Origin of the sequence: Microbulbifer agarilyticus, from assembly GCF_020171345.1 — a bacterium.
Lineage (GTDB): Bacteria > Pseudomonadota > Gammaproteobacteria > Pseudomonadales > Cellvibrionaceae > Microbulbifer > Microbulbifer agarilyticus_D.
The window spans coordinates 317510-342197 of sequence record NZ_JAIUZM010000004.1 but is presented as its reverse complement, the minus strand read 5'-3'; the positions used below and the strand labels follow the sequence as shown (position 1 = coordinate 342197).

20 protein-coding genes are annotated in these 24688 nt (G+C 57.0%); 8 read left to right on the top strand and 12 right to left on the bottom strand.

Annotation, left to right across the window (positions count from 1 at the left end):
- The first annotated feature begins 114 nt into the window (after window positions 1–114).
- Window positions 115–2886 (top strand): valine--tRNA ligase, encoded by a 2772-nt coding sequence (locus LCM31_RS14315; RefSeq protein WP_224871172.1) that lies wholly within the window; start codon window positions 115–117, stop codon window positions 2884–2886.
- 110 nt (window positions 2887–2996) lie between these two features.
- On the opposite strand, the gene LCM31_RS14310 is transcribed toward LCM31_RS14315, so the two are convergent.
- From LCM31_RS14310 to LCM31_RS14280, 7 genes are all read right to left on the bottom strand, one after another.
- Complete coding sequence (locus LCM31_RS14310; RefSeq protein WP_224871170.1) at window positions 2997–3983, bottom strand: alpha-L-glutamate ligase-like protein; 987 nt, start codon at window positions 3981–3983, stop codon at window positions 2997–2999.
- Window positions 3983–5515, bottom strand: a complete 1533-nt coding sequence (locus LCM31_RS14305; RefSeq protein ID WP_224871168.1) for an inactive transglutaminase family protein — start codon at window positions 5513–5515, stop codon at window positions 3983–3985. Before LCM31_RS14305 ends, LCM31_RS14310 begins: the two co-directional genes overlap by 1 nt.
- Window positions 5516–5630: 115 nt before the next feature.
- Window positions 5631–6329, bottom strand: coding sequence for an ATP-dependent zinc protease family protein (locus LCM31_RS14300; protein ID WP_224871166.1), 699 nt, complete (start codon window positions 6327–6329; stop codon window positions 5631–5633).
- 277 nt (window positions 6330–6606) lie between these two features.
- Complete coding sequence (locus LCM31_RS14295) at window positions 6607–6933, bottom strand: YqcC family protein (protein ID WP_224871163.1); 327 nt, start codon at window positions 6931–6933, stop codon at window positions 6607–6609.
- Between the two features lie 13 nt (window positions 6934–6946).
- Window positions 6947–9112 carry an ATP-dependent DNA helicase DinG gene (gene dinG, locus LCM31_RS14290; protein ID WP_224871162.1) on the bottom strand — a complete coding sequence of 722 codons (2166 nt, stop codon included), beginning with the start codon at window positions 9110–9112 and terminating at the stop codon, window positions 6947–6949.
- A gap of 101 nt (window positions 9113–9213) precedes the next feature.
- Window positions 9214–10389 carry a 1-acyl-sn-glycerol-3-phosphate acyltransferase gene (locus LCM31_RS14285; protein WP_224871160.1) on the bottom strand — a complete coding sequence of 392 codons (1176 nt, stop codon included), beginning with the start codon at window positions 10387–10389 and terminating at the stop codon, window positions 9214–9216.
- Window positions 10390–10454: 65 nt separating this feature from the next.
- Window positions 10455–10655, bottom strand: coding sequence for a hypothetical protein (locus tag LCM31_RS14280; protein WP_224871158.1), 201 nt, complete (start codon window positions 10653–10655; stop codon window positions 10455–10457).
- Between the two features lie 105 nt (window positions 10656–10760).
- Between LCM31_RS14280 and nhaC the strand changes: the two genes are divergently transcribed.
- The 5 genes from nhaC to pgi all read left to right on the top strand — a co-directional run bounded on the left by nhaC (window position 10761) and on the right by pgi (window position 15954).
- The gene (nhaC, locus tag LCM31_RS14275) at window positions 10761–12251 is read left to right on the top strand and encodes a Na+/H+ antiporter NhaC (RefSeq protein WP_224871156.1); all 1491 of its coding nucleotides are present in this window, start codon (window positions 10761–10763) and stop codon (window positions 12249–12251) included.
- Window positions 12252–12259: 8 nt separating this feature from the next.
- Entirely contained in the window at window positions 12260–13330 is a 1071-nt protein-coding gene (locus LCM31_RS14270; RefSeq protein ID WP_224871154.1) for a DUF3549 family protein, read from the top strand.
- A 19-nt stretch (window positions 13331–13349) separates the two neighbouring features.
- Window positions 13350–13583, top strand: a complete 234-nt coding sequence (locus LCM31_RS14265) for a hypothetical protein (protein ID WP_224871152.1) — start codon at window positions 13350–13352, stop codon at window positions 13581–13583.
- Between the two features lie 218 nt (window positions 13584–13801).
- The gene (locus LCM31_RS14260) at window positions 13802–13996 is read left to right on the top strand and encodes a hypothetical protein (RefSeq protein WP_157520377.1); all 195 of its coding nucleotides are present in this window, start codon (window positions 13802–13804) and stop codon (window positions 13994–13996) included.
- Between the two features lie 344 nt (window positions 13997–14340).
- Window positions 14341–15954, top strand: a complete 1614-nt coding sequence (gene pgi / locus LCM31_RS14255) for a glucose-6-phosphate isomerase (protein ID WP_224871150.1) — start codon at window positions 14341–14343, stop codon at window positions 15952–15954.
- Between the two features lie 369 nt (window positions 15955–16323).
- On the opposite strand, the gene LCM31_RS14250 is transcribed toward pgi, so the two are convergent.
- From LCM31_RS14250 to LCM31_RS14230, 5 genes are all read right to left on the bottom strand, one after another.
- Complete coding sequence (locus LCM31_RS14250; RefSeq protein ID WP_224871148.1) at window positions 16324–17085, bottom strand: slipin family protein; 762 nt, start codon at window positions 17083–17085, stop codon at window positions 16324–16326.
- A 62-nt stretch (window positions 17086–17147) separates the two neighbouring features.
- Entirely contained in the window at window positions 17148–18614 is a 1467-nt protein-coding gene (locus LCM31_RS14245; RefSeq protein ID WP_224871146.1) for an NfeD family protein, read from the bottom strand.
- A gap of 139 nt (window positions 18615–18753) precedes the next feature.
- Window positions 18754–19566, bottom strand: coding sequence for a hypothetical protein (locus LCM31_RS14240; protein ID WP_224871145.1), 813 nt, complete (start codon window positions 19564–19566; stop codon window positions 18754–18756).
- The gene (locus tag LCM31_RS14235; protein ID WP_224871142.1) at window positions 19566–20939 is read right to left on the bottom strand and encodes an ABC transporter permease; all 1374 of its coding nucleotides are present in this window, start codon (window positions 20937–20939) and stop codon (window positions 19566–19568) included. The genes LCM31_RS14240 and LCM31_RS14235 overlap by 1 nt, the downstream gene beginning before the upstream one ends.
- 268 nt (window positions 20940–21207) lie before the next feature.
- Window positions 21208–21540 carry a DUF1820 family protein gene (locus LCM31_RS14230; protein ID WP_224871140.1) on the bottom strand — a complete coding sequence of 111 codons (333 nt, stop codon included), beginning with the start codon at window positions 21538–21540 and terminating at the stop codon, window positions 21208–21210.
- A 176-nt stretch (window positions 21541–21716) separates the two neighbouring features.
- Here LCM31_RS14230 and miaB point away from each other — a divergent pair, with 176 nt between their 5' ends.
- On the top strand, window positions 21717–23108 hold the full coding sequence (gene miaB / locus LCM31_RS14225; protein ID WP_224871138.1) for a tRNA (N6-isopentenyl adenosine(37)-C2)-methylthiotransferase MiaB: 1392 nt from the start codon (window positions 21717–21719) through the stop codon (window positions 23106–23108).
- 497 nt (window positions 23109–23605) lie between these two features.
- Window positions 23606–24688 carry a PhoH family protein gene (locus LCM31_RS14220; protein WP_224871136.1) on the top strand — a complete coding sequence of 361 codons (1083 nt, stop codon included), beginning with the start codon at window positions 23606–23608 and terminating at the stop codon, window positions 24686–24688.

The window sequence follows — 24688 nt, the reverse complement described above, 5'->3', positions numbered from 1 at the left end:
CCTCCCCGGCCCAGCGGTATAATTCCGCCCCTTTTTCTCTATTCTCTAATTTTAATGGCCCGGGAAATTGTGACCCGGCAGCCAGCCCATACAACGCAAGGCACTCCCCCGCGCATGGACAAGACATACCAGCCCAACGCCATCGAACAACAGTGGTACAAGACCTGGGAAGAAAACGGCTACTTCAAGCCTTCCGGTGATACCGAAGCCACCCCCTACAGCATCATGATTCCGCCGCCGAACGTCACCGGCAGCCTGCACATGGGCCACGGCTTCCAGGAATCCATCATGGATGCGCTGATTCGCTACCACCGCATGAAGGGCGACAACACCCTGTGGCAAGTGGGCACCGACCACGCAGGTATCGCCACTCAGATGGTGGTGGAGCGCCTGCTGGCCGCCGATGGCAAGAATCGTCATGAGCTGGGCCGCGACAAGTTCATCGAGAAAGTGTGGGAATGGAAGGAAGAATCCGGCGGTAACATCACCCGCCAGCTGCGTCGCTTGGGAGCCAGCCCGGACTGGTCCCGCGAACGTTTCACCATGGACGACGGCTTCTACAAGGCGGTACAGGAAGTCTTCATTCGCCTGTATGAAGACGATCTGATTTACCGCGGCAAGCGCCTGGTGAACTGGGATCCGAAACTGCACACCGCGATTTCCGACCTGGAAGTGCTGAACGAAGAAGAGCAAGGCAGCTTGTGGCACTTCCGCTACCCGTTGTCTGACGGTTCCGGCCACCTTGTGGTCGCCACTACCCGTCCGGAAACCATGCTGGGCGATACCGCGGTTGCCGTGCACCCGGAAGACGAGCGTTACAAGCACCTGATCGGCAAGACCATCAAGCTGCCGCTGGCGGACCGTGAGATCCCGATCATCGCCGACGACTATGTTGACCTGGAGTTCGGTACCGGCTGCGTGAAGATCACCCCGGCCCACGACTTCAACGACTACGAGATGGGCCAGCGCCACGATCTGGAAATGATCAACATCCTGGACCAGGACGCCAACCTAAACGACAACGTGCCGGAAAAATACCGCGGCATGGAGCGTTTTGCTGCGCGCACACAAGTAGTAGATGACCTGGATGCGCTGGGCCTGCTGGAAAAAATCGAGCCGCACACCTTGAAGGTTCCGCGCGGCGACCGCAGCGGCGTGGTGATTGAGCCTTGGCTCACCGACCAGTGGTACGTAAAAACCCAGCCGCTGGCGGATGAGGCCATCAAGGTGGTCGAGGACGGCCGCGTTGAATTCGTGCCGAAAAACTACGAGAACATGTACTTTTCCTGGATGCGCGACATTCAGGACTGGTGTATTTCCCGCCAGCTGTGGTGGGGCCACCGCATCCCCGCGTGGTACGACAACGACGGCAATGTGTACGTTGGCCGCAGTGAAGAAGACGTGCGTAAAAAGCACAATCTCGGCGATATCGAACTGCGCCAGGACGACGACGTTCTCGATACCTGGTTCTCCTCTGGCCTGTGGACCTTCGGCACCCTGGGCTGGCCGGAAGAAACACCGGAACTGGAAATGTTCCACCCCACCAGCGTGCTGGTCACCGGCTTCGACATCATCTTCTTCTGGGTTGCGCGCATGATGATGCTAACCCTCTACTTCAAGAAGGAAGTGCCGTTTAAAACCGTATACGTGCACGGCTTGGTGCGCGACGGCCAGGGCCAGAAGATGTCCAAGTCCAAGGGCAATGTACTGGACCCGATCGACCTAATCGATGGTATCGATCTGGAAAGTCTGGTGACCAAACGCACCGCGGGCATGCAGGTGCCGCACCTGCGCGAGAAAATTGAAAAGCAGACCCGCAAGGAATTCCCCGAAGGCCTCGCCGCCTACGGCACCGATGCCCTGCGCTACACCTACTACTCGCTGGCCTCCACCGGCCGTGACATCAAGTTTGATGTGGGCCGTATCGAAGGCTTCCGCAACTTCTGCAACAAGATCTGGAATGCGTCGCGTTATGTGCTGCAAAACTGCGACGGCCACGACTGTGGGCAGGACGGCAGTGAAGACTTCGAACTGAGCATTGCCGACCGCTGGATTATCTCGCTGCTGCAGCGTACCGAGCTGGCGGTGAAGGAAGCCATCGACACCTACCGTTTCGACCTGGCCTCCCAGGCTCTGTACGACTTCGTGTGGGGTGAGTACTGCAGCTGGTATCTGGAACTTTCCAAGCCGGTACTGTGGGACGACAACGCCAGCGACGCGGTGAAAAAAGGTACCCGCCGCACACTGATCCGCGTGCTGGAAACCATTCTGCGTATGGCGCACCCGCTGATGCCGTACATCACCGAGGAAATCTGGCAGCGCGTAAAAGAACTGGCTGGTAAAGCCGGCGACACCATCATGTTGCAGCCCTACCCGGAAGCCAATGAGTACCGCATCGACGAAAATGCCGAAGCGGCGATCGCTTGGCTTAAGGGCGTGATCGAAGGCGTGCGTAATATTCGCGGTGAAATGAACATTTCCCCGGCGAAGAAAATCCCGCTGATCTTGCGCAATGGCTCCGAACGCGACGAAGCACTGCTGCAGCAGACCCGTAGCCTGCTGACCAAACTGGCAAGCCTGGAATCCATCGAATCTCTGGAAGCCGGTGCGGAAGCGCCAGCCTCCTCCACTGCACTCGTGGGCGAGCTGGAACTGCTGGTACCGATGGCAGGACTGATCGATGTGGAAGCGGAAAGCGCGCGGGTTCAGAAGGAGCTCGACAAGCTGGACAAGGACCTCGCCAGTGTTGCCGGCAAGCTGAAAAACCCGAACTTTGTGAACAAGGCACCGGAAGTGGTGGTCAACAAGGAAAAGGAAAGACTGGCCGACCTGGAAAGTGCGCGCGCGCGCTTTGCGGAACAGCTGGAGTCCCTCAAGAACCTGTAACGTTTCCGGTTCTTGTGGACAAAAAAAGGCGAGCCATTTGGCTCGCCTTTTTTATTGATTCATTTTTATTTACTGGTTAAGTCGATTCGGTTACTCGACCGTGTATCCAATTAATCCATCGGCTCTGCCGCGAAGTAATCCATTGAGTAGGCCAATCGCTCATCCACACCCTTTTCCAACTGCTCCAGATCCATCTTCTCGATATGTTCCAGGCGCGTGCGCAAGCCAACACCATTGGCAATCTGGATCGCGAGGCCGGGGCGCGCATTGGCTTCCAACAGCAGCGGCCCACGCCGGCGGTCCAACACAATGTCGCAGCCGAGATAGCCGAGCCCGGTCATCTCATAACAACTGGCTGCGAGGCGCACCAGCTCCTTCCAGTCCGGCACTTCCAGATCCGAAAAACGCATTTCCGTGTCCGGGTGCTGGTCGATTCGAACACCGTGCTGCACCGCATGGCAGGATTTACCCGTCGCCAGATCCACCCCCACACCCACGGCCCCCTGGTGCAGGTTCGCCTTGCCATCGGAGACGTGTGTGGAGCAGCGCAACATGGCCATTACCGGATAACCGCGAAACACAATCACGCGGATATCCGGCACGCCCTCATAGGAATACTTGTCGAACACCGGATCGAAATCCACCAGCGCTTCGATCATCACTCGGTCCGGCTTACCGCCCAGACTGTATAGGCCGCTGTGGATATTGCTCACGTGGCGCTGAATATCCAGCGCAGTAACTTTGGCCCCCGAGGGTTTCAGATAATCGTCGCCGTCGCGCCCGACAATCACCAGAATACCCTTGCCACCAGAGCCCCGCGCTGGCTTGATCACAAACTTGTCCAGCGGCTCGATCACCCCCATTACCCTTCTGCGGCTTGGCTGTGTTTCAAACGCAGCAATCAATTCCGGGACGGGAATGCGGTAACGCTTGGCCTGGCGCTTGGTATTGAGCTTGTCATCAACAATGGGGTATTTATCGCGGTCGTTGTAACGCGCAATGTAATTTACATTGCGCGCATTCATACCGAGCACGCCACGCCGGTTCAGTGCGAAAGGCGAGACCAGTCCACCACGGAACAGATAGGACAGATGCATTAGCGCACCAGCTGGCGGAAGCGCGCCAGTTCAGCCAGCCTGAAACCGGTGTAGTTGCCGACGATCATAATCACGCCCAGCAGTACCAGCAGCAGTTCAGGGAAGTTAAACGTCCAGTGCTCGATATAGCGGTTGGTCATCACCCACCAGGCAATCACCGCCACCAGCAGACTGCCGCCCGCCTGAATCAGTACCTCATAAGGGCCATCTTCTTCCCACACAATCGACATCCGCTCGATGGTCCAGGCCAGAATAATCATCGGGAAGAAGGTGACCGTCAGCGCCTGTTCAATGCCCAGCTTGTAACTGATCACACTGATTGCGCCCATCAGGATCACCACCGTCACCACGACGGCGGCGATCCTCGCCACAAGGAGCAGGTTCAACCTGCTTAAATAGAAACGAATCCACAGGCCGAGGATCAGGATCAGGACAAAAATCGACAGGCCGGTAAGCAGCTGGGTTTCAATAAACGCAATCGCCAGCAGTACCGGCATAAAGGTACCGGAGGTGCGCAGGCCAACAAATACCCGCAGCAGCACCACCACCAGTGCGCCAACCGGCACCAGCAGAATCAGCTTGAAAATACTCTGTTGCTCGATCGGCAGGCTATAAATGGAGAAATCCACCAGCGCTTCTTTTTCCTGGCTGGTACTCAACATGGCGACGTCCCGTGCCGGCACGTCGTTGGAGATAACAGAGAAGGTCACTCGGGAGTTGTAGCCGCCTTCTACGTCCAGCAGGCTTTTGCCTCCACGCTGCCAGATAAAGAAGTTTTTCGGCACCCCCGGGGAGCCGGTCTGCGGCTCAAACACCACCCAGCGCTTGCCGTCGTAGATCTCCAGCAGGTCCTCCGGCGACATGCGTCGACGATCATCCTCCAGATAAAGGCCGCGGATACGGTGTGCAGGAACGTCTGCGGCCGCCAGCACCAACAGTGCCACATCGACGAAGGAGCGATCTTTGTAGTAACCAAAAATCATGTTGCCGTCCTGGTTGCGGCGGTCAGCCAGGGCGGTCAGCAGTTCTGTGGTAAAGGTTTGCGTGTCGGACGAACGCTGGCGGGCCGTGTCTACCAGCGAGTAAATCGCCTGGCGCACCGCCTCCTGTTCGCGAGCGGCCAGCAGTGGCTTCACCACTTTGGTGCTCATATCCAGGGGCTGCTCAAGTGCCGCGCCCGGCGTCTGATGCACATCGAGCTGATAGAAAAGAGACTGGGGGCCACTGGCCTCGCGCTTGGCCCAGACCGCGCGATACTCGTCGTCTTCCTGAATGATATTGAAACCGTAGCCGGACGAGCTGAAGGTTTCCCCCAGCACTTCCATATTGCGCTGCTCCCTTGGCAGGGTGAGCGCGGCCTTGGCCGGGCCGCCGTCTGCGGTAAACCCGACCTTGGCTTCAATGGTCCAGACGGTGCGGTATTCACCGGGCAGCAGTGGAAAGCCCAGTTCGACGTTTTTATAGATGGTAAGGCCGGCGCCCATCAGTGTGAGCAGCGCAGCCAGAATATAGACCTGAGCCCGTGGCGACATTCGCCATTCCCCGTATCAAGATAATTTGCAGAATTTAGCGGCGTATTCTGCCGAATGCCATTCATTCTGCCATTAAACGCGACACATTTATCGGGATTAGTGTGATTCCTTTGGGCTATTTACTAACGATGGGCAGTTGACCGTTGCCCTGAACAAACTTGCGACCCACATCCACTACGGCGGAATCCTTGAGGAAATTGCGCCCTACCTGCAGCGGGAAGTCAAAATCACCGCGCTGCACCAGGTTCACCTCGACCATATGGGTAACATCGCCAATGGTAAGGCTCATATTCACAATAGGGCGGCGCTGGCGATCAAAGCCCGGACGCAACACTCGCACGTGCCGCTCGATGGGCAATTCAATCTTTACCGCCTCGGTCGCATCGCCATTGGATACATTAAATCGCACCCAGTCACTGCCATCCCGCTCAAATCGTGTGAGTTCCTCGACATGGAGGGAGCTGGTGGCCACGCCAGTGTCAATTTGTGCTTTCAAACGCAGATCGCCGGGTTCAACCGTCGCATACTCCTCAGACCCAAGAACCAGCTTGTCCTTGGCCACAGGCACTTCCACGATGGTCTCAAACTTGCGCTCGATCACCCGCTCTACCACTTTGACTTCAGGCTCGGCACACACCACGGCCTGGACCGGTGGGCACTGGCCAGGCAGGGCTGCCGCATCAGCGGCTGACGGGGTGTCTTCGAATACATTCACTGTCTCCGGCACAGCCGCCGGCGCGCGGGAATACAGCGATTCGCAGCCGACGAGCACCTGGCCCATCAGCAAAAGGGAAATTAAGGGCAAAAACCGCATCTGCTTTATTACTACCTTAGGGCGCGCATGACGGCCCTGTGTACTGTTATTAAGTAATCCTGGCGGTATGTGATCGGGAGGGCTCCTTGCTACCCGATTTTTGCAAAGTCCGGATACTACCTTATCCGCTGAACATCTGCACAGCACCGATACCCACGCTTCTCGGGTATGGAATTCGCGGTGAGATACGCTGCCACAATGGCAGAAATATTACTTTTCGTGACAGCCGGACCAGAATGGCACCAATCGGTCACAATGAATCAAACGACAAGCAACGTCAACCCTGCGCCAACCGCTCGTCAATCTCTGCCAGTTTTGCCACCAGGGCGGGCCCCTGCAGAATACCCCCACGAAAATACTCTTCTGCCATGGGCGCAATACCGCATTTTTCCGGCAAAGGCTGTTCCAGCTCCACCAGGTGACTCATGCGCGGTAAAAATACAAACTGCAGCCACTGAGGAAAGGTCAAGGTATCCACACAGAACGGCTGGGTGCTCGCCAGCGCCTCGGGGCTGGGCGGGGTTTCATCCCATAGCCCAAGGAGCCGCAGTTCGGCTTCCAGTTCCAACAACAGCGTAGCAATATCCGGGTAAATGGACTTCATATTGGGTAAATCGTCAGTTAATAGCGCGCCGGAACGGCGGTAATGAATCCAGCATGGCACGGCCGTAGCGCTTCGTCACGATACGACGATCCAATAGCGAGATAGTTCCTTCATCCTGTTCGGTACGCAGCAGGCGACCACAGGCCTGCACCAGTTTGAGCGCTGCATCCGGCACGGTGATTTGCATAAACGGGTTGCCGCCCTTGGCCTCAATCCATTCGGCAAGCGCCGCCTCGATTGGGTCATCGGGCACCGCAAACGGCAGCTTGGCGATAATCACATGCCGGCAATAATTGCCCGGTAAATCGAGGCCCTCGGCAAAGCTGGCAAGCCCGAACAAGACGCTGCGCCCACCCTTGTCGACGCTCTTCTTGTGGCTATCCAGCAGCTGCTGGCGGGACTGCTGCCCCTGCATCAGGATCCGGTTGCGCCAGGTACCGGGCAGCGATTCATAGACCGTTTCCATCTGCCTGCGCGAAGCAAATAGCACCAGGGAGCCGCCCTCTTCCCCGTGGGTATCCAGCAGGTCCGGCAGCGCTTCGATCACCGCATTGGTGTGCAGGTCGGCGTTATTCGCTTCCACTGCATCTTTGGGCACACTCAACTCCGCGCGGGAGAAATCAAATGGACTCGGTACAACCTCATAACTGGCGTTATCCGGGGTGCCGGCGCGCATTTTGAGGCGATCGAAGCGCCCCAGCGCGGTCAATGTGGCAGAGGTGAGTACGGCACCATAGCAGCGCCGCCACAGACTGTATTCCAGGGTCTTGCCCGCGAGGATTGGTGAGCTGCACACCTCAAAATCAAACGAGCCACCCCAGTCCACCAGAGTTACCCAGCGGGCCTGCGGCACCGCCCCCTGATCCTCTCGGGAATAGTTGGCCCAGAGTTCGAGGTTGGCCTCGGCGCGGCCATGCCAGCCCCCCAGAATCGGGTACCACCGTTCCAGATCGACAATCGGCACCGGGCTGTGGGCGTCTTCCATCATGCGCTGGGCGGACTGCACCATTTTGCCCAGCAGGGCTTCCATTTCATCGAAGTCCTCGCGCAGCTGATCGGCAAGCTGCATCATGGATTCCGGTACCACACCGCCCTCGAAGCGGTAGCGGGCGCTCCGCGACTGCTGATTGCCGCCGCGACCGCGCTCTTCCTCAAATTCGCACAGGTCTTCGATCAGTGGCCAGGCCATCTCGAGCTTTTGTTTGGCGGAGGTAAACAGTGCGGGCAACTCTTCGCCGGCGCGGTCCAGCTCGGCACCATCGCCAATTTCACCCAGCATCTGACTGAGGTTTTTATTCGCCTGGTCCAGCCAGCCGGTGGTCGCACCGACGCGACTGTGGTGGGCGAAGTGGTTCAGCGCCTTATCCGGCAGGTGGTGGGCCTCGTCCAGCACATAAATGGTTTCCTCCGGCGGGGGCAAAATGGCCCCACCACCGAGCGCGAGGTCTGCCAGCAGCAAATCGTGGTTCGCCACAATCACGCGGCTTTTACCCAGGCTTTCGCGGGCGCGGAAGAAACTGCAGCTGCTCACATGCGGGCAGCGACGGCCACTGCACTGCCGATGATCGGTGGTTACCCGGCTCCAGTCTTCGCCTTCGAGGGTATCTTTCCAATTATCGCGATCGCCGTCCCAGCGCCCACTGGCCAGTTCGTCGGCCATTTCCCGGTACAGTTTGACCCCGGCTTCATCCACTTGCGGCTTCTCATCTTCATACAGGGCGAGGGAGCCTCCCACACCGCTGGAGGTGAGTTCAGTGAGTAACTGATCGAGTTTGGAAAGGCACAGGTAGCGGCCGCGCCCCTTGGCCAGGGCGACATCAAACTTGAGCCCTGAGTGGCGCACCAGTTCCGGCAGATCCTTGAGGATAATCTGCTCCTGCAGGGCCACAGTCGCGGTGGAGACCACCAGGGTTTTGTCGTGGGCGATCGCCATGGGGATCGCCGCCAGCAGGTAGGAAACGGTTTTGCCGGTACCAGTGCCGGCTTCCACCACACAGATATGCTCACCGTCGGTCTTGCCGTGGTCGCGCTCGCCGGCGCCGTTGCGTTGGATGCCGCCCAGAGCGCGGGCGATGGCCGCAATCATCAGTTTCTGACCATAGCGGGCTTTGAGCTCGCGGCCGTTGAGGAACTGACGATAGGCGTTTTGGATGGATTCTTTGTCTTTATCGCTAAGCACTGGGGACCGGCTGATTTTGCACTGGGGCTGTATTTACACAGGGGTTATATCAGCCGGCCATTATCCACGCTTGCTCAGGCTTGCGCCATTGTGGCGTGCGATTACTGTTCGAACGCGAGGCGCGATACCACGGGATTGGCGTAGCCCAGAATGGCCTTGTCGCGCCAGCGCTCATCAATCCGCGCCATACGCTGTTCGAACTTCTCCCGGATCTCCTGGTGCTCTTCGGGGTTCCAGGGCTTGGGCGGGTAGCCCACGGGCAGCGCAGGCGCCTCACCGTAGATCTTTTCGTAAGCGATCATATTGGTGGGATGTAGCACATAGTTACCGATGATCTGCCGATCAATCTCGTCCGCGAGGGCGCCAACATCGTTGAAATCACCCTCAATCGGGGTACCAAATGCCGCGTGGATATGGCCTTTCTGGCCCACCACGCCCTTGGCAATACTACCCAGGTCTTCGTGGGCCTGCTTCTGGTACTCGTCCTTGTGTTCCTTGATGTACAGCTCACGCGCCTTGTGGCGGTCGCAGGGGTCCCACTCGTAGGAGATTGTCAGCGGCACGATATGCAGCTCACGCCAGAAGTCCGCGAAGGGCTGGTCCTTGGGTTTCGCCATGGCAAACATGGCCGCCAGCGCGGGGTTGGTGCGATCCAGGCCATCTTTTGCCCGCCCGGCGCGCTGGGCGATCCAGACATGCTCGTTGTCGTTGACGATGGAGTGATGGATGTAACTGGAGAGTTTGGTGGCCGCCATCAGCTTCTCGCGACGGCTGCCCGAGCTGCGCTTCACCACGAAGCACTTATTCAGCTTCATGATATCGGTGGCAAATTGCTTCGACAGCAGGTTGTCACCAATCGCGATACGGGAAGTCTCGTGCCCCTCCTTGTACATGGAGAGAATTGCCAGCGCCGGGTCCATGGCGATATCCCGGTGGTTGCTCACAAACAGGCAGGCGCGGTTGCGCGGCAGGGTGTCGAGCCCGGAGATCGAAAGGCCACAGCTGGTGCGGTTGACCGCTTTATCCAGGTACTTGGCGATGACTTCCTGTACGCCGCGAACATTCTTGGCTTTGCGGAATTCAAAGCGCACTAGTTGACGCACCAACCACGCAAGAGGGCGCTCCAGCTTGCTGGCAGCGCCGGGAAGCAGGAAGTGTGCAACCACCCGCGACATTTCCGGGTCTTCTATCAGACGGCGCAGGACTGCGCGCACCTCGTCATCCCGGTAAGGGCGGATGTCTTCGAATTCACTGGGATCAATATTTCTCGCATTCATGGACTAGTGCTACCTGCCAACTTCAGCGCGCCGAGGGTTCGCGCCCGCCGCGCTCTGGCTCATTCTTATTGTGGCCCAGCGTACACGGACTGATCGAATACCAGGTGAATTGCCGGGCGAAACCGGCGCAGAACATACCGGAAGCGGCCGCGAACTACCAGTATCAACCCCGACCCGGGAGTAACACTGGCCGATTCACCCACCTCTGCGGCGCCACAGCCATCTACCGCGCTGACCAGTGACGCCCCAGACCCCGCTCTAGACATATCCGGACCCGGCCACGAGAATAGGCCGCTTTATAACAAGAAACTGACCAGGCTGCCGGCCACAAGCGGGCGAGCCAAGTTGCTGTCAGCCACTAGGAGTTCACTTTGAGTCACACCATTTCCAGCGAGTCTCCGCAAGACTCTCGCAATCCCAGCCTGCTGGATGCGCTGATCCCCCTCCTTATCCTCATTGGCCTACTTTCGCTTTCCGTGTACTTCTACGGTGCCGACTCCTCTTACGGCCCGAACCAGATTGCCCTGCTGCTATGTGCCGGCGTTGCCGCCCTGGTAGGGATGAAGAACGGCTTCACCTGGAAAGAAATGGAAGGCGGCATGCTGCACGGCATGAGCCTGGTATTTGGCGCCATCCTGATCCTGCTCGCGGTCGGCGCGCTGATTGGCAGCTGGATTCTCGCTGGCACCGTACCCTCGATGATCTATTACGGGGTGCAGATGCTGTCCCCGCAATGGTTCTACGCCGCGAGCTGCGTGATCTGCGCCGTTGTCGGCCTCAGTATCGGCTCCAGCTGGACTACTGCCGGTACCCTGGGTGTGGCACTGATGGGAATCGCGGGCGCGCTCGGCCTGAACCCGGCCATTACCGCCGGTGCGGTGATCTCTGGCGCCTACTTCGGCGACAAGATGTCTCCCCTGTCGGACACTACCAACGTTGCCGCAGCGGTAACCTCGAACGACCTGTTCCTGCATATTCGCCACATGCTGTGGACAACGATCCCCGCGTTCACCATCGCCCTGATCGTCTTCGCGGCGATCGGCCTGATGGCTGACACCGGTCAGGCTTCCGCAGAAGATATCCAGCAACTGCTGGCCGCGCTGCAGGAAGAGTTCAGTATTTCCATCGTCAGCCTGCTGCCACTGGCACTTCTGCTGTTTATGGCGTGGCGAAGAATCCCGGCCTACCCGACCCTGATTATCGGCGCCCTGGTGGGTTGTGTGATTGCCATGATTTTCGAACCCAACGCCACCCGCCAGCTGGCCGGCGGTGAGGGTCCACTGAGCCTGCTGAAAGGTGCGTGGCACAGCCTCTTCGACGGCTACAAGTCGACCTCCAGCAACGAAGCCGTGGCGTCACTACTGTCCAAAGGCGGTATGAGCAGCATGCTCAACACCATCTGGCTGATTATCTCGGCAATGGCCTTTGGCGGCGTGATGGAGCGCGCTGGCTTCCTCGAGCGCATCGTGCGCTGGGCGCTTTCCGGGGTTAAAACCGTTGGCGGCCTGATCACATCTACCGTATTTACTTGTTTCGGCATGAATGCGGCAGCCGGTGACCAGTACATGGCCATCATCATCCCCGGCCGTATGTTCCGCGAAGCCTTTGAAGGCAAGGGCCTGCACGGATTGAACCTGTCTCGAACCCTGGAAGATTCCGGCACCATCACCTCTGTGTTGATCCCCTGGAACACCTGTGGTGCCTACATGGCAGCCACACTGGGCGTTGCCACCTTCAGCTATGCGCCTTTCGCACTGTTCAATATCCTGTGTCCGCTGCTGGCCATTGCCTACGGCTGGCTGCACTTTAAACAGATGCCGCTGGGCACCCAACAACCGCTGCAAGATGCAGAAAAGGCTTGAGTTCATCCATGGCCAATACCCTGAGCGACCTGATTGCTTCAGCCGATTTTGATCTTCGCTGGTTCGACCTTGGGCGCCGGGTGCGCCCAATATCAGCCAAAGCCGCACGCGCGTTTGAAGACGGTGCGGCACCCTGGCCCTACCCATACCTGCGTCAGGCCTGGTGCGGCCTGTTGCTGTCACCACCCAAGGCGGCAGAAGAAAATGGCGCAGCAGAACCCGCTGTTTGGTTCCTGCGTCTTCCTCTGGATGAACAGGGAAAACTGATCCTGCCTATTCGCGATCGTTTTCTCGGTGGTGTGCAGAAGGCTCTGGACCCAGCCCACCACAAGCCCGGAAATGGCCATGATCCGGCCAAAGCACTGCAACAGGCGCTGGAAGACAGCGGCCTGATGTTCACACCCGCTGCGGACAAGCGCGCCGTATTCCACGCCAAGGCGGCAAAAGTCCTGCGATGGGCGACCAGCGACCACTTCCCCGCCGCCAAGGCCTACGCCAAGGACCCGGCTGCATTCCCCTGGGAGCAGCTAGCGCTTCAGGGGCTTGCCGACCTGGCGGTGGACTGGGAAAAGGAGCGCGATAATCTGATCGCAAACCTGTCGCGTTTTGCCACCCCCGCACTGATTTCTCTTTGCCAGTGCCTGGAGAGTGAAGCCATTGACCACCAGCTCGCAGAGCCACTGATCGCTCGTGCCACACAAAACCTGACCTCGGATGCGGTGGACTTCAACCTTGTCACCGCCGTGATACGTGGGATATCGCTCAGCCCCGCAACGGGCATGCGACAGCAGTTTCTCAATTGGTTGCTCACGGAGAACCCCGCCGGGGCCGCCAACCAGTCGGAAGTACTCGCGGCCATCGGCAGCCGCTGTAACGAAGATCTGGTAGATTCGGAGATCGCCAAAGCCTGGCTGGAGCGACTTAGCGATAGCCAGTCTCAAGACACATTCAACCTGCTGCTTACAGACCTCCTGTTTTTGCCAGAGTTGCGCAATGTCCTGCTCGGGGTTTTGCGAGACCCACAGCGGCAGGAATCCGTCGCAGTCGCGTTTGGCCGTTTCCTGCAGTCAGGCACCTAAATCGACCCGGGCCAGCCCAATGGCCCGAATCGCCCTGCCGTTTATTTTTTCCGTCCCCACCTGTTTGCCGAAACGCGAAATCCAGCGCGACAAACATCTTGCCTCGACCAAGCACAACTCAAAGAAACAAAAAAATTCAATTTTCTGGCGTCAATTTCTGCAGGACTTCCCCACCAACAAAGAAAAAAATTACATTTTCACTTTAATGAAAAAAAATATTCCTCACTCTGCGGCGTCGCGGAGTAAAGGTTGAGCGCAAAATGGCGTTTAACCCTTTAAATTCAGGCCCTCAGGGACGACAAACTGGCGGTGTTTTTATCCTGAATTAATGTGTGGCGGCTATTTTAACCGCGCGCCTATTACACTCCATTGGGCGGTATGTTTGTAGAAAAGATTTTTACAAAGCACACCAAACAGGTGACGTTTTATTGTCTATGCTATTGACTAACATCAACGGAAAGGAGTTAGGGGATGAATTTCACTCCAGCCAAGTACTTAACCGGAATTATTTGTGCACTGGTCCTCGCAGGTTGCTGTGCACCGGCTCCGATGCCGGCCGCCTGCCCACCGGGCTCAGAACAAATTCCGACTTCCATGGCCTGTCCTGCGGACGCGGATTGCTGGATGGCATCCGATAACGTGCGCTGTATGAAAGTGGTTAAGTAACCTCTCTCATAACAGGGTCGTGCAAATGCCGCTTCTCGAAGCGGCATTTTGCATTTCTGGGTCTGCAAATTTGTGCGTAGAAAACTCCAGTTTCCCATACACCGAATGAAGATCCGGGCCAGACGCAAGCCAGCATCAATTAAATTACACGTGCATGTCCACCAACGACTCGCACCACACTCCCCCACACCCCATCCAACACAGAAAGAAAGTTCGCGCCAATTGCACCCTATTTGCACCTACCTGTAACTGTGTCGCTAAACTGGCCGCACTGGCCGTTTGTCGCTAATATCAGCAGCGTTCCAGCCGAACACTTATCTATTTTCAGCGAAGAAGTTTTGACCATGGATGCTCTCCCCCTGTCCGCCGCAATTGCCGCTCTCCAGCAACACAAAGATCAGCAGCGCTGGTCCCTGCGCGACCTGTTTGCCTCAAACCCTGACCGCGCGCAGACCTATAGTGCCGAAGCTGCCGGCCTGTATCTCGATTACAGTAAGAACCTGCTCAACGCCGATACGCTGCAGAAACTGCTGGACTACACCGATACCGCACACCTTAAAAGCAGTATCGAGGCGCTATTTGCCGGTGCCAACATCAACAACACCGAGCACCGCCCGGCCTTGCATACCGCCCTGCGCTTCCAGGGAAAACCCAAAACCGAGCACGAGCAGGCGGTAGCGGATTGCCGGGCACAAATGGCCCAGTTTGTTGAGCAGGTACACAGTGGCGCCTGGATCGGTTTTAACGGCAAGCGTATTCGCCACGTGGTCAACATCGGCATTGGCGGATCGGATCTCGGCCCGCGTATGGTATGGGAAGCCCTGCGCCCCTGGCACATGCAGAACCTGACCGCCCACTTTGTAGCGAACATCGACGGCGCCGACCTCAGCGATACCCTCGCCTCTCTGCCCGCTGACGAAACGTTATTTATCGTTGCCTCCAAGTCCTTCTCAACCCTGGAAACCCGCCAGAACGCCCTCTCAGCGCGTCAGTGGGTACTTGATGCTGGATGTAATGAATCTGATCTGGAGAAGCACTTTGTTGCAGTGAGCAGCAATATCGTTGCCGCCCAGGACTTCGGTATCGCGGCTCAAAATATTTTCCCGATGTGGGATTGGGTGGGTGGCCGCTACTCCCTGTGGTCAGCAATTGGGTTGCCGATTGCGCTGGCCTGCGGATTTGACGTGTACAGCGACCTGCTGAAAGGCGCGAACGCGATGGACACGCATTTCGCGGAAGCGGAGTTCAGCCAGAATTTACCGGTGCTGATGGCGCTGATTCATTTCTGGTACCGCCAGTGCTGGGGCGCGGGCAGCCTTGCGGTTCTTCCCTATGCGCAGCGCCTAGCTAAATTCCCGGCGTGGCTGCAGCAATTGGATATGGAGAGTTTGGGCAAGAGTGTCACCCGCGACGGCCAGCCTCTGCCCTACCCGAGTGGTGCGGTGATTTGGGGCGCGGAGGGTAGTAATGGGCAGCACTCTTTCCACCAGCTGTTGCATCAGGGCACCGACATGATCCCTGCGGATTTTGTTGCCATCAAAGAACCCACCTCGGAGCTGAAAGAACAGCATCAGTGGCTGCTGTCCTGCTGCCTGAGCCAGAGCCAGGCTCTGCTGCGCGGTAAATCGCTGGCTGAAGCACGTCGCGAGCTAGAAGCTTCCGGCCACACGCATAAAGAAGTACACCAGCTGGCACCACACAAGGTGGTTCCCGGCAACCGCCCGAGCAATACGCTGATTGTGGAGAAGCTGGACCCGTTCCATCTTGGTAGCCTGCTGGCACTCTACGAGCACAAGGTATTTGCCTTTGGCTGCCTGCTGGATATCAACCCGTTTGATCAGTGGGGTGTGGAACTGGGCAAGGTGCTTGGCAATGGCGTGCATGCGGCCATCGATGGAGAGGCCCCTGAGGATTGGGATGGGTCTACTGCTTTGCTGCTTAAAAAGCTTCTTAAGTGATATTACTCCCGGGACTCCACTTAGGAGAGTCACGGGCGTTAAAGCACCGGGGAAGGGTTTTCGGGACCGCTGTAAACCCATCCCTGGGCGCTGCGGCGCAAACATCCTGTTTGCGACGCTCCCAAAAACCCTTCCCCGGCACTTTAACTTCTCATCGACTACAACGCTTTATTCGTGACACTGACAACCTCTTACTTTTAAAAAGCTGCTCAGCTTTGGACTGAAGGCGGGGTGCTGGGTAAATCTTTTCGAAAGCGTCGGCGACAGGGACGTCGCCGACGCAGCGTACATGGACGTATTCACAGCGGTTTCGAAAAGATTTACCCAGTACTTCGCCGCCACCGAATTAATTTAGTTGGTTCCACTGGGTTAGCTAGTTTTCACAGAACGCTGATCCAAAAGCGGCTTAATCAAGTCCATAGGCAGCGGGAACACAATCGTCGAATTCTGTTCTCCGGCAATATCAATCAACGTCTGCATATACCGCAGCGTGATCGCATTCGAATTCTTGGATAGCTGATCGGCAGCCTCAGTCAGTTTCAGTGCAGCCTGCGCCTCACCCTCTGCGTGAATTACCTTGGCACGACGTGAACGCTCCGCTTCGGCCTGCTGGGCAATCGCGCGGATCATGCTCTCATCCAGGTCGATATGCTTGATTTCCACATTGGTGACTTTCACACCCCAGGCATCGGTCTGCTCATCGAGAATCTTCTGGATATCCACATTGAGCTTATCCCGCTCGGATAACATCTCGTCCAGCTCGTGCTTACCCAGCACCGACCGTAACGTAGTTTGCGAGAGCTGGCTTACCGCCTCATGATAGTTTTCCACATTGATGATGGCAGACTGTGGATCAATTACCCGGTAATACACAACCGCGTTCACTTTTACCGACACGTTATCCCGGCTAATCACATCCTGCGTCGGCACATCCATTACCACTGTACGCAAGTCCACACGTTCCATCGTCTGCAGTACCGGAATGATGATGATCAGACCCGGTCCCTTCACCGCCTGAAAACGTCCCAGAAAAAACACCACCGCACGTTCGTATTCTCGCAGAATACGAATGGCGTACATGATTACCAGGACAACCGCCAGTATCAGCAGACTGGCAAAGTAACTGACCATAGACATCTCTCCCTGACTATTTAATTAAATTGCTTATTTCAGACAACTTCTGTTGAAACTGATTACTGTGGTTCCACCTGCAACATCAAACCCTGTTCAGACGTCACCCGCACTGTCTGCCCTTCGCTTAGCGGCTCATCACAGCGAGCACGCCAGATCTCACCACCGACTTTTACCAGTAGCTCCGGCCGCACTTCGTCAACAATGGCGGTGCGCCCGACCATCGCCTGATTTGCCGGCACCTTAGGTTTGCGCAAGCTGTGGCCGATGGCATACATGATCCCTAGCAATGCCAGACCACTGACCGCAGCAATGGATCCGATCAAGGTCTTGGAAACGCGCATTCCCGGCACATCACTATCGATCAGCATTACCGAACCGATCACCAGCGCGATCACACCACCAATACCGAGGGCACCGAAACTCGGCACAAAAAACTCCGCCGCTATTAGCAGTGCACCTACGACAATCAGTGCCAATCCAGCGTAACTAATTGGCAATACCTGTAACGCGTAAAACGCCAGTAACAAGCAAATAACGCCAACTACGCCGGGCACAATAGCTCCCGGGCTGTAGCCCTCGAAAATCAATCCATAGATGCCGATCAACAGCAGGATATAAGCGATCTGAGGGTTGGTAATCAGGGACAGCAGCTCGTTGCGCCAATCGGGGGCGTAAGCCACTACGGGTAGCTCTGCCACATCCGCGGTGATCTTTCGCTTTTCGCCCAGTAACACAATCTCCCGGTCTGACAGTTGCTCCAGCAAACCCTGTTGATTGTCGGCAACCACATCGATCACATTCTCTTTCAGCGCTTCCTGGGCGGTGAGCGTCGCGGCATCACGCACCGCTTTTTCCGCCCAATCCGCGTTGCGGCCATGGCGCTGTGCTAGCCCGCGAATGTATGCCACCGAGTCGTTAATCACCTTGCGTTCCATCGTGCTTCCAGAGCGGTCCGGACTCTTATCCGCGTCATCGCTCTGCGAGGTATCCGCAGTGTCATCTCCTGTATCCTTGGAAGGCTGCTCTGCAACTTCTCTCGGCGGCTGACCGGGTGATTCCTGCTGCCCCGGCATACCACCCATTTGCACCGGTGTTGCCGCACCCAGGGTCGTCGACGGTGTCATCGCAGCCACATGACTCGCATACAAAATATAGGTACCGGCACTGGCAGCACGGGCACCGGCCGGTGTCACATAGGTAACGTATGGAACTTCTGACGCGAGGATGTGCTGGATGATGTCCCGGGTGGCGGCATCCAACCCTCCAGGCGTATCCATATCGATGATAATCAGGCGCGCGCCATTTTCGCGTGCCTTGTCACTAGTGCGGATCAGATAGTCTGTTGTTGCGGGCCCGATGGGACCATCGATGGTGAGCTGTGCAATGTGAGGTTTTGCCGCATCGGCCGCGGCACTCTCTGTACTATTTGCACTCTCTACACTCTCCACTTCCTGTGCAAACGCGGAGGCTTGCGCAAAAAACAACATGGAAAGGATGAAAAGCGCTTTCCGACACCACTGTTCCATAGCTGTTATCCCGGGTGCGAAAGATCAGAAACCACAAGGGTAACAGAACTACGACAGCACACAGGGAAAAGGGCGCCGGTTACGGATATGTGGTCAAAGGCGCGAAGTGACGAAATCCATACTGCGAAACAATAAATTTTTAATTGCGTACCCGCTGAATCCTTTCCAGCCGAGAAATACTGCCCAAATAGTCCTCCCAGCTGGCCTCCAGTTCCGCTGTCTGGAAGCGCTGATATTTTTCACGGTCCAGCCAGTAGACCCGCGTGCGCACACGACGTAAATCAATCATCGGCAACTGATCAATGGCCGCCGAACCCCGCTTAAACACTGAACCGGCGCGGGAGTTCTGCACCATGTCGCTGACGATGGTCAGATGCACATTTTGCGCTGCGGGATCCAGGTGATTGAGCGCGGCGACATCCGATAGCGCCTCATAGATTGGCGACACAGGCTGTGCTTCCCCCGTCACCGCACGAGCGATCGCGCGATCCAGAGGCTGGGCAAAACGCTGCTTGTACAGCGCATCCACAAACTGCTGATTGGCCGTGAGCGCACTGACCTCTTCCCCCGAATGCGGCTTGCACAAATCGATCACCGGTTCGGAAAGCCCATTGTAGTGGTCATCCAGTACGAAAATCGAAAACCGGTCATTGACCGCGGCGGACACAAGCAAATCGGAAATATGTGTTTTGAGGAAGTGCACCTGGTGCGCAGAAAGGGTGTCCGACGCATCAATCACCACCAAATGCTGGGCGAAGCGCGGCAGGTGCGGATTGCACAGAGTCACCGCATCGAAATCCCGTGCCGGTGAGCGCACCACCTTCAATGCAAACACCGCCAGTGCCAACAAGATGATTACACCCAAGGCAAAAACCAGCACACCCTTTTTGTCTTCGCTGGAAAACCTTCCGCGGCGACTACTGCGGAGCTTTGTTCGACGCACTCCTGCCATCACCCTCTCCGCAGACCGTGATCCAATTCAAGCTTATCCACAAGCTCGGCAAGGGCGGCCTGGATCGCCTCGCAGCGGCGGTTCACAACATCGATCGCACCGGTATAGGTGTGATCGAGCTCATCCATCACCTGCTCGAAAGTCGCCAGATCCTGTTTATGCTGCTCCAGCCCCGTGGTATTGAGACGCGGCAATTTTTCCAATTCAAAGCGAAGGAGTTCGCCAAAGTAAGCGGAGCGCCGGTTCATCATGCGCGCGGAATAGGATTGATAGTAGCGAACGAGCTCATCCAGTAATCCCTGCGCTTTGATAATATCCTCGTGATAGTGCCGATGAATTTCTTCACTGCGCTCAATACTCGCCTTGAACTGGATAAACTGCGCGCGGATGGTTTTTTCCGTATCAGAAATGCCATCCTGCATTTCTTCCGCCATCAGGTTAACACTTTCAATCGCATCTTCGTGGGCATCGCGCCACGCCGTATGCTGTGATTTCACACGTCGGGTAATCGCCGTGTATCCAGGGTAACGGTCATCCACCACAAAGAATTTTGCTGTCAGTAACACCAGGGCAATGCCACTGACTACCACCATGATCCACGAGTTGAAATCCTGGATGCCCAGCGGCTCCGACTGCAGCGTGCTCATTGCCACCTGCGACGCGGTAAATGGATCCGCCTCCAGTGCCTCCCGGTAATGCCCCACTCCGAGTACAAACACCACCGAAATAACCAGCACTGTGCCGAACAAAACGCCAGCACCGAATTTTCTCAGTGGGTTTAAGTGAAAACAATGTCGCAGGGAAAAAGCCAGAAAGGCAGCAAACCCCAGATTAATCATGGAAATGATAAACGCCTGAAAAAAACCGCCGACCAGTCCAAGTGCACTGCCTTTCGACAAGAAAAAGGCATTCAACACCGTCTCGAGAATGACGATGAAAAACACAATGGAAAAATGCAGCAGCTTGGACTCGCGATACACCGCTTCACGGGTAAGTCCGTTGCGTTCCCGGAACATTTCCAAGTCCATGCGTAACGCGGAATACTCCTGCGCACGCTGCTTGATGCCACTCACCAGATTGGCGAGGCGCGCAGCGATGGTTTTTTCCACCAGCGACTCGGTGTTTTTCATTTCCTGGTAGAGCTGACGAATATCCACGTCACTGCGATCCGCAAGCTCCTTGTCGAGCTCACTCTGGCGGTTCTCGTGGACACGGCCGATGATTTCCCGCACCACATAAGAGCGCATACTCTCTTCGCTGTCGGTATGATTACGTCGGTCGACTTCGGGGATGCCCGCTTTCACATCGCGTTCGACGCGCTGCTCAATTTTCAGGGCGGAGATAGCGGCTTTGGTGGCCGGAATTGAGGTCATGAGATCACCTAAAAACTTCCACTACATTTTAGGTTGTCGGGATTTTATCCATCCCTCTCTCAGAATAGACCGCCGCCACGCGCGCATACCGGCAATGCGACAAATAGCGCACATTTAACGCTTCAGGCGCCATATGCACACCACATTGTCGCGGAAATATACAAATTAGTGGTGCCAGCCGACAGGACTGCCAAATTGGCGCACTCAGTTTGCGGGTATAAAAAAACGAGCCACTGGGCCCGTTTTTCTGGTGAACAGGGACAATGCCCTACTCCGAGTCGGTAGGGTGGCGCATCGGCGCGGGGAATGGGAACTGGGCCACCTTGTCGCCTTTCACGTCGTGGACCTTGCCAACGCCCTCTTTCTCCACCTCGTCAATCCGCACAATGCTGTGCATGGGAATATAGGAGCGCTTCACCGAGGAGAACTCGGTTTTCAGCTTCTCTTCACTGGGGTCGACCACCAGCTGAGACTTTTCCCCGAACACGAACTCTTCCACTTCAACGAAGCCATACATCTCGCTTTGGTAGATGGCGCGCGCGTAAAGCTCGAACACCTGGTTCTGGTTGTGAAAAATGACTTTGTAGATTGGGTTTGCCATAGATTGCTCAATGCCGGGGCTTATGCGGATGCCCCATGAATACTAGTGTGCAGGCGGGCTGACCCGCGAAAAGCGCGGAAGATTATCACTCTCGCCTGCCCCCGTCTATGCAGCCTCCAGAGGGGTCGGTATAATGCCCGACCTTTTGAATTGACCAGTTTTTAACCAGGCGCAACATGTCCACCGAGAAGTCCTCCGAATTATCCGAAAAACCGGTGAAAAAGCTCTTCATCAAGACCCACGGCTGTCAGATGAACGAGTACGACTCTGCCCGTATGCGGGACCTGCTGGGGGAATCCCACCAGATGGTGCCCACCGACGATCCCGAAGAAGCGGACGTACTGCTGGTAAACACCTGTTCTATCCGCGAGAAGGCACAGGAAAAATTGTTCCACCAGCTCGGCCGCTGGAAGCACCTGAAGGAAAAGAACCCCGAACTGGTGATCGGCGTCGGCGGCTGCGTGGCCAGCCAGGAAGGCGAAGCCATCGCCAAGCGTGCCCCTTATGTGGACCTGGTATTTGGCCCGCAGACCCTGCACCGCCTGCCGGAGATGATGGAAACCAAGAAGCAGGAAAGCGGCGCGATCGTGGTTGATGTGTCCTTCCCGGAAATCGAAAAGTTCGACCGCCTGCCCCAGCCAGAAGCCGACGGCGTGAGCGCTTTCGTCTCCATCATGGAAGGTTGCTCCAAGTACTGCACCTTCTGTGTAGTGCCCTATACCCGCGGTGAAGAAGTGAGCCGCCCGGTAGCAGACGTATTGGAAGAGGTCGCGCACCTGGCGGACCAGGGCGTGCGCGAAGTAAACCTGCTGGGCCAGAACGTAAATGCGTACCGTGCACCGGGTGAAGATGGCCAGATCGTAGACTTCGCCGAGCTGATCACCTACGTGGCAACGATCGACGGTATCGACCGCATCCGCTACACCACTTCGCACCCGGTAGAGTTCTCCGATGCGCTAATCGACGTGTACGCGGAAGTACCAGAGCTGGTAAACCACCTGCACCTGCCGGTACAGAGTGGCTCCGACCGTATTCTGATGGCGATGAAGCGCGGCCACACAGCACTGGAATACAAGTCCAAGATCCGCCGCCTGAAGGCGATTCGCCCGGATATCTGCCTGTCCTCCGACTTTATTATCGGTTTCCCGGGTGAGACCGAGCGCGACTTTGAAGCCACCATGAAGCTAATTCAGGACGTGGGCTTCGATATCTCGTTCAGCTTTATTTACTCCCCCCGTCCGGGCACCCCGGCCGCAGACCTTCCGGACGACACGCCGGAAGAGATCAAGAAACAGCGCCTGCAGCTACTGCAGCACCGCATTAACCAGCAGGCTGCGGAGATCGCCCGCCGCATGGTTGGGAATGTGGAGCGCGTTCTGGTCAGCGGTGTATCCAAGAAGGACCCGGGCCAGCTGCAGGGCCGCACCGAGAACAACCGCGTGGTCAACTTCCGCTGTGACCAGCTGGAGCTGATCGGTAAGTTTGCTGACGTGTTGGTCGAGGAAGCGCTGCCTAATTCTCTGCGCGGAACTTTGGTAGCTTCGGAGCTGGATGGCCCTCTGAACTGATTTGGTGGTCCCCACTCGTCAAGCTCCCGGTGGCACTGCCACCGATAGTTCTTTGCGAGACACGCCGTGAACCCATCCCTGGGGGCTCTTCCGCGAGGTCCCTCTCGCGGAAGGTCTCGCAAAGAACTATCGGTGACAGCGCCTTAACTTTGAACTGAAAACCACTTAATAGCCTGCGAGAGGTCTAGTTTTCGAGGCCTAAAGCTAAGGCGCTGATGCCGGGATTCGTTTCCGGGACCGTACGCGGCCAAGGATGGCCGCGTCCGAGCGCACAGGGATGTGCTTGTAGCGTGTCCCGGAAACGAATCCCGGCAGCAGCGCCGCCACCTAAGAAGCTACGAAGTAACAAAGTCACCAAACCGGTCACGAGCGAAAAACCTTCATACTCCAGTGTTATAAGCCACGGAACTGTTTAGAACCCATTCGTCACAAAGCGCCCTTTCCCATTGTGCCGAAATGGGTATAACCTACAGACTGAACCCTCAGACAAAAGGTGCATGGAAACCAATTTGGAAACACAAGCCCTCGCTCACAGCATCACCCTTGAGCCCAACGACGCCCGCCGCCTGGCCAACCTCTGTGGCCAATTTGATCAACACCTGCGCCAGATTGAACAGCGACTGGATATTGAAATCCGCAATCGCGGCAATCAGTTTGCGTTCTACGGTGACGCCAAGTCCGCACGCGCAGCCGGTGAGATCATCAGCAACCTGTATAAGGAAACCGGTGGCAAAGACAGCCTGACACCAGACGAGATCCATCTCGCCCTGCAGCAGTCCGGGGTCGAAGAGCTGATGAACGGTGGTCAGAAGGCCGCTGAAGGTGAAGGCGACCAAGTAGTCTTGATTCGCACCAAGAAATGTTCCGTACGCCCGCGCGGGGTCAACCAGCGCAAATACGTGCGTGCGGTGCAGAGCAACGATATCAACTTCGGTATCGGCCCCGCCGGTACCGGTAAAACCTACCTGGCCGTAGCCTGTGCGGTAGAAGCACTGCTCAAGGACCAGGTCGAGCGCATCCTGCTGGTACGCCCGGCGGTAGAAGCCGGCGAAAAACTGGGCTTCCTGCCCGGCGACCTGAGCCAGAAGGTAGACCCCTATCTGCGCCCCCTGTACGACGCACTCTACGAAATGCTCGGCTTCGAAACCGTCGACAAGCTGATCGAGCGCAACGTGATTGAAGTGGCACCACTCGCGTATATGCGCGGTCGTACCCTGAACAACGCCTTCGTCATTCTCGACGAAAGCCAGAACACCACCCGCGAGCAGATGAAAATGTTCCTGACCCGTATCGGGTTTGGCTCTACCGCGGTGATCACCGGCGACCCCAGCCAGATCGACCTACCCCGCGGACAGGCCTCCGGCCTGCGCCATGCCATTGAGGTGCTGGGCAAGGTCAACGGCATCAGCTTCACCCATTTCGGCGCCAAAGACGTGGTTCGCCACCCGCTGGTACAGCGCATCGTTGAAGCCTACGACGTGCACGAGGCGGAAGTGGAGGCCGAGCAACAGGCTGAACGCGCCGCGCGTAAAGCCGCCGCGCTCGAAGCCGCTGGCCGCGCTGGAGAAGATGCGGCCTGA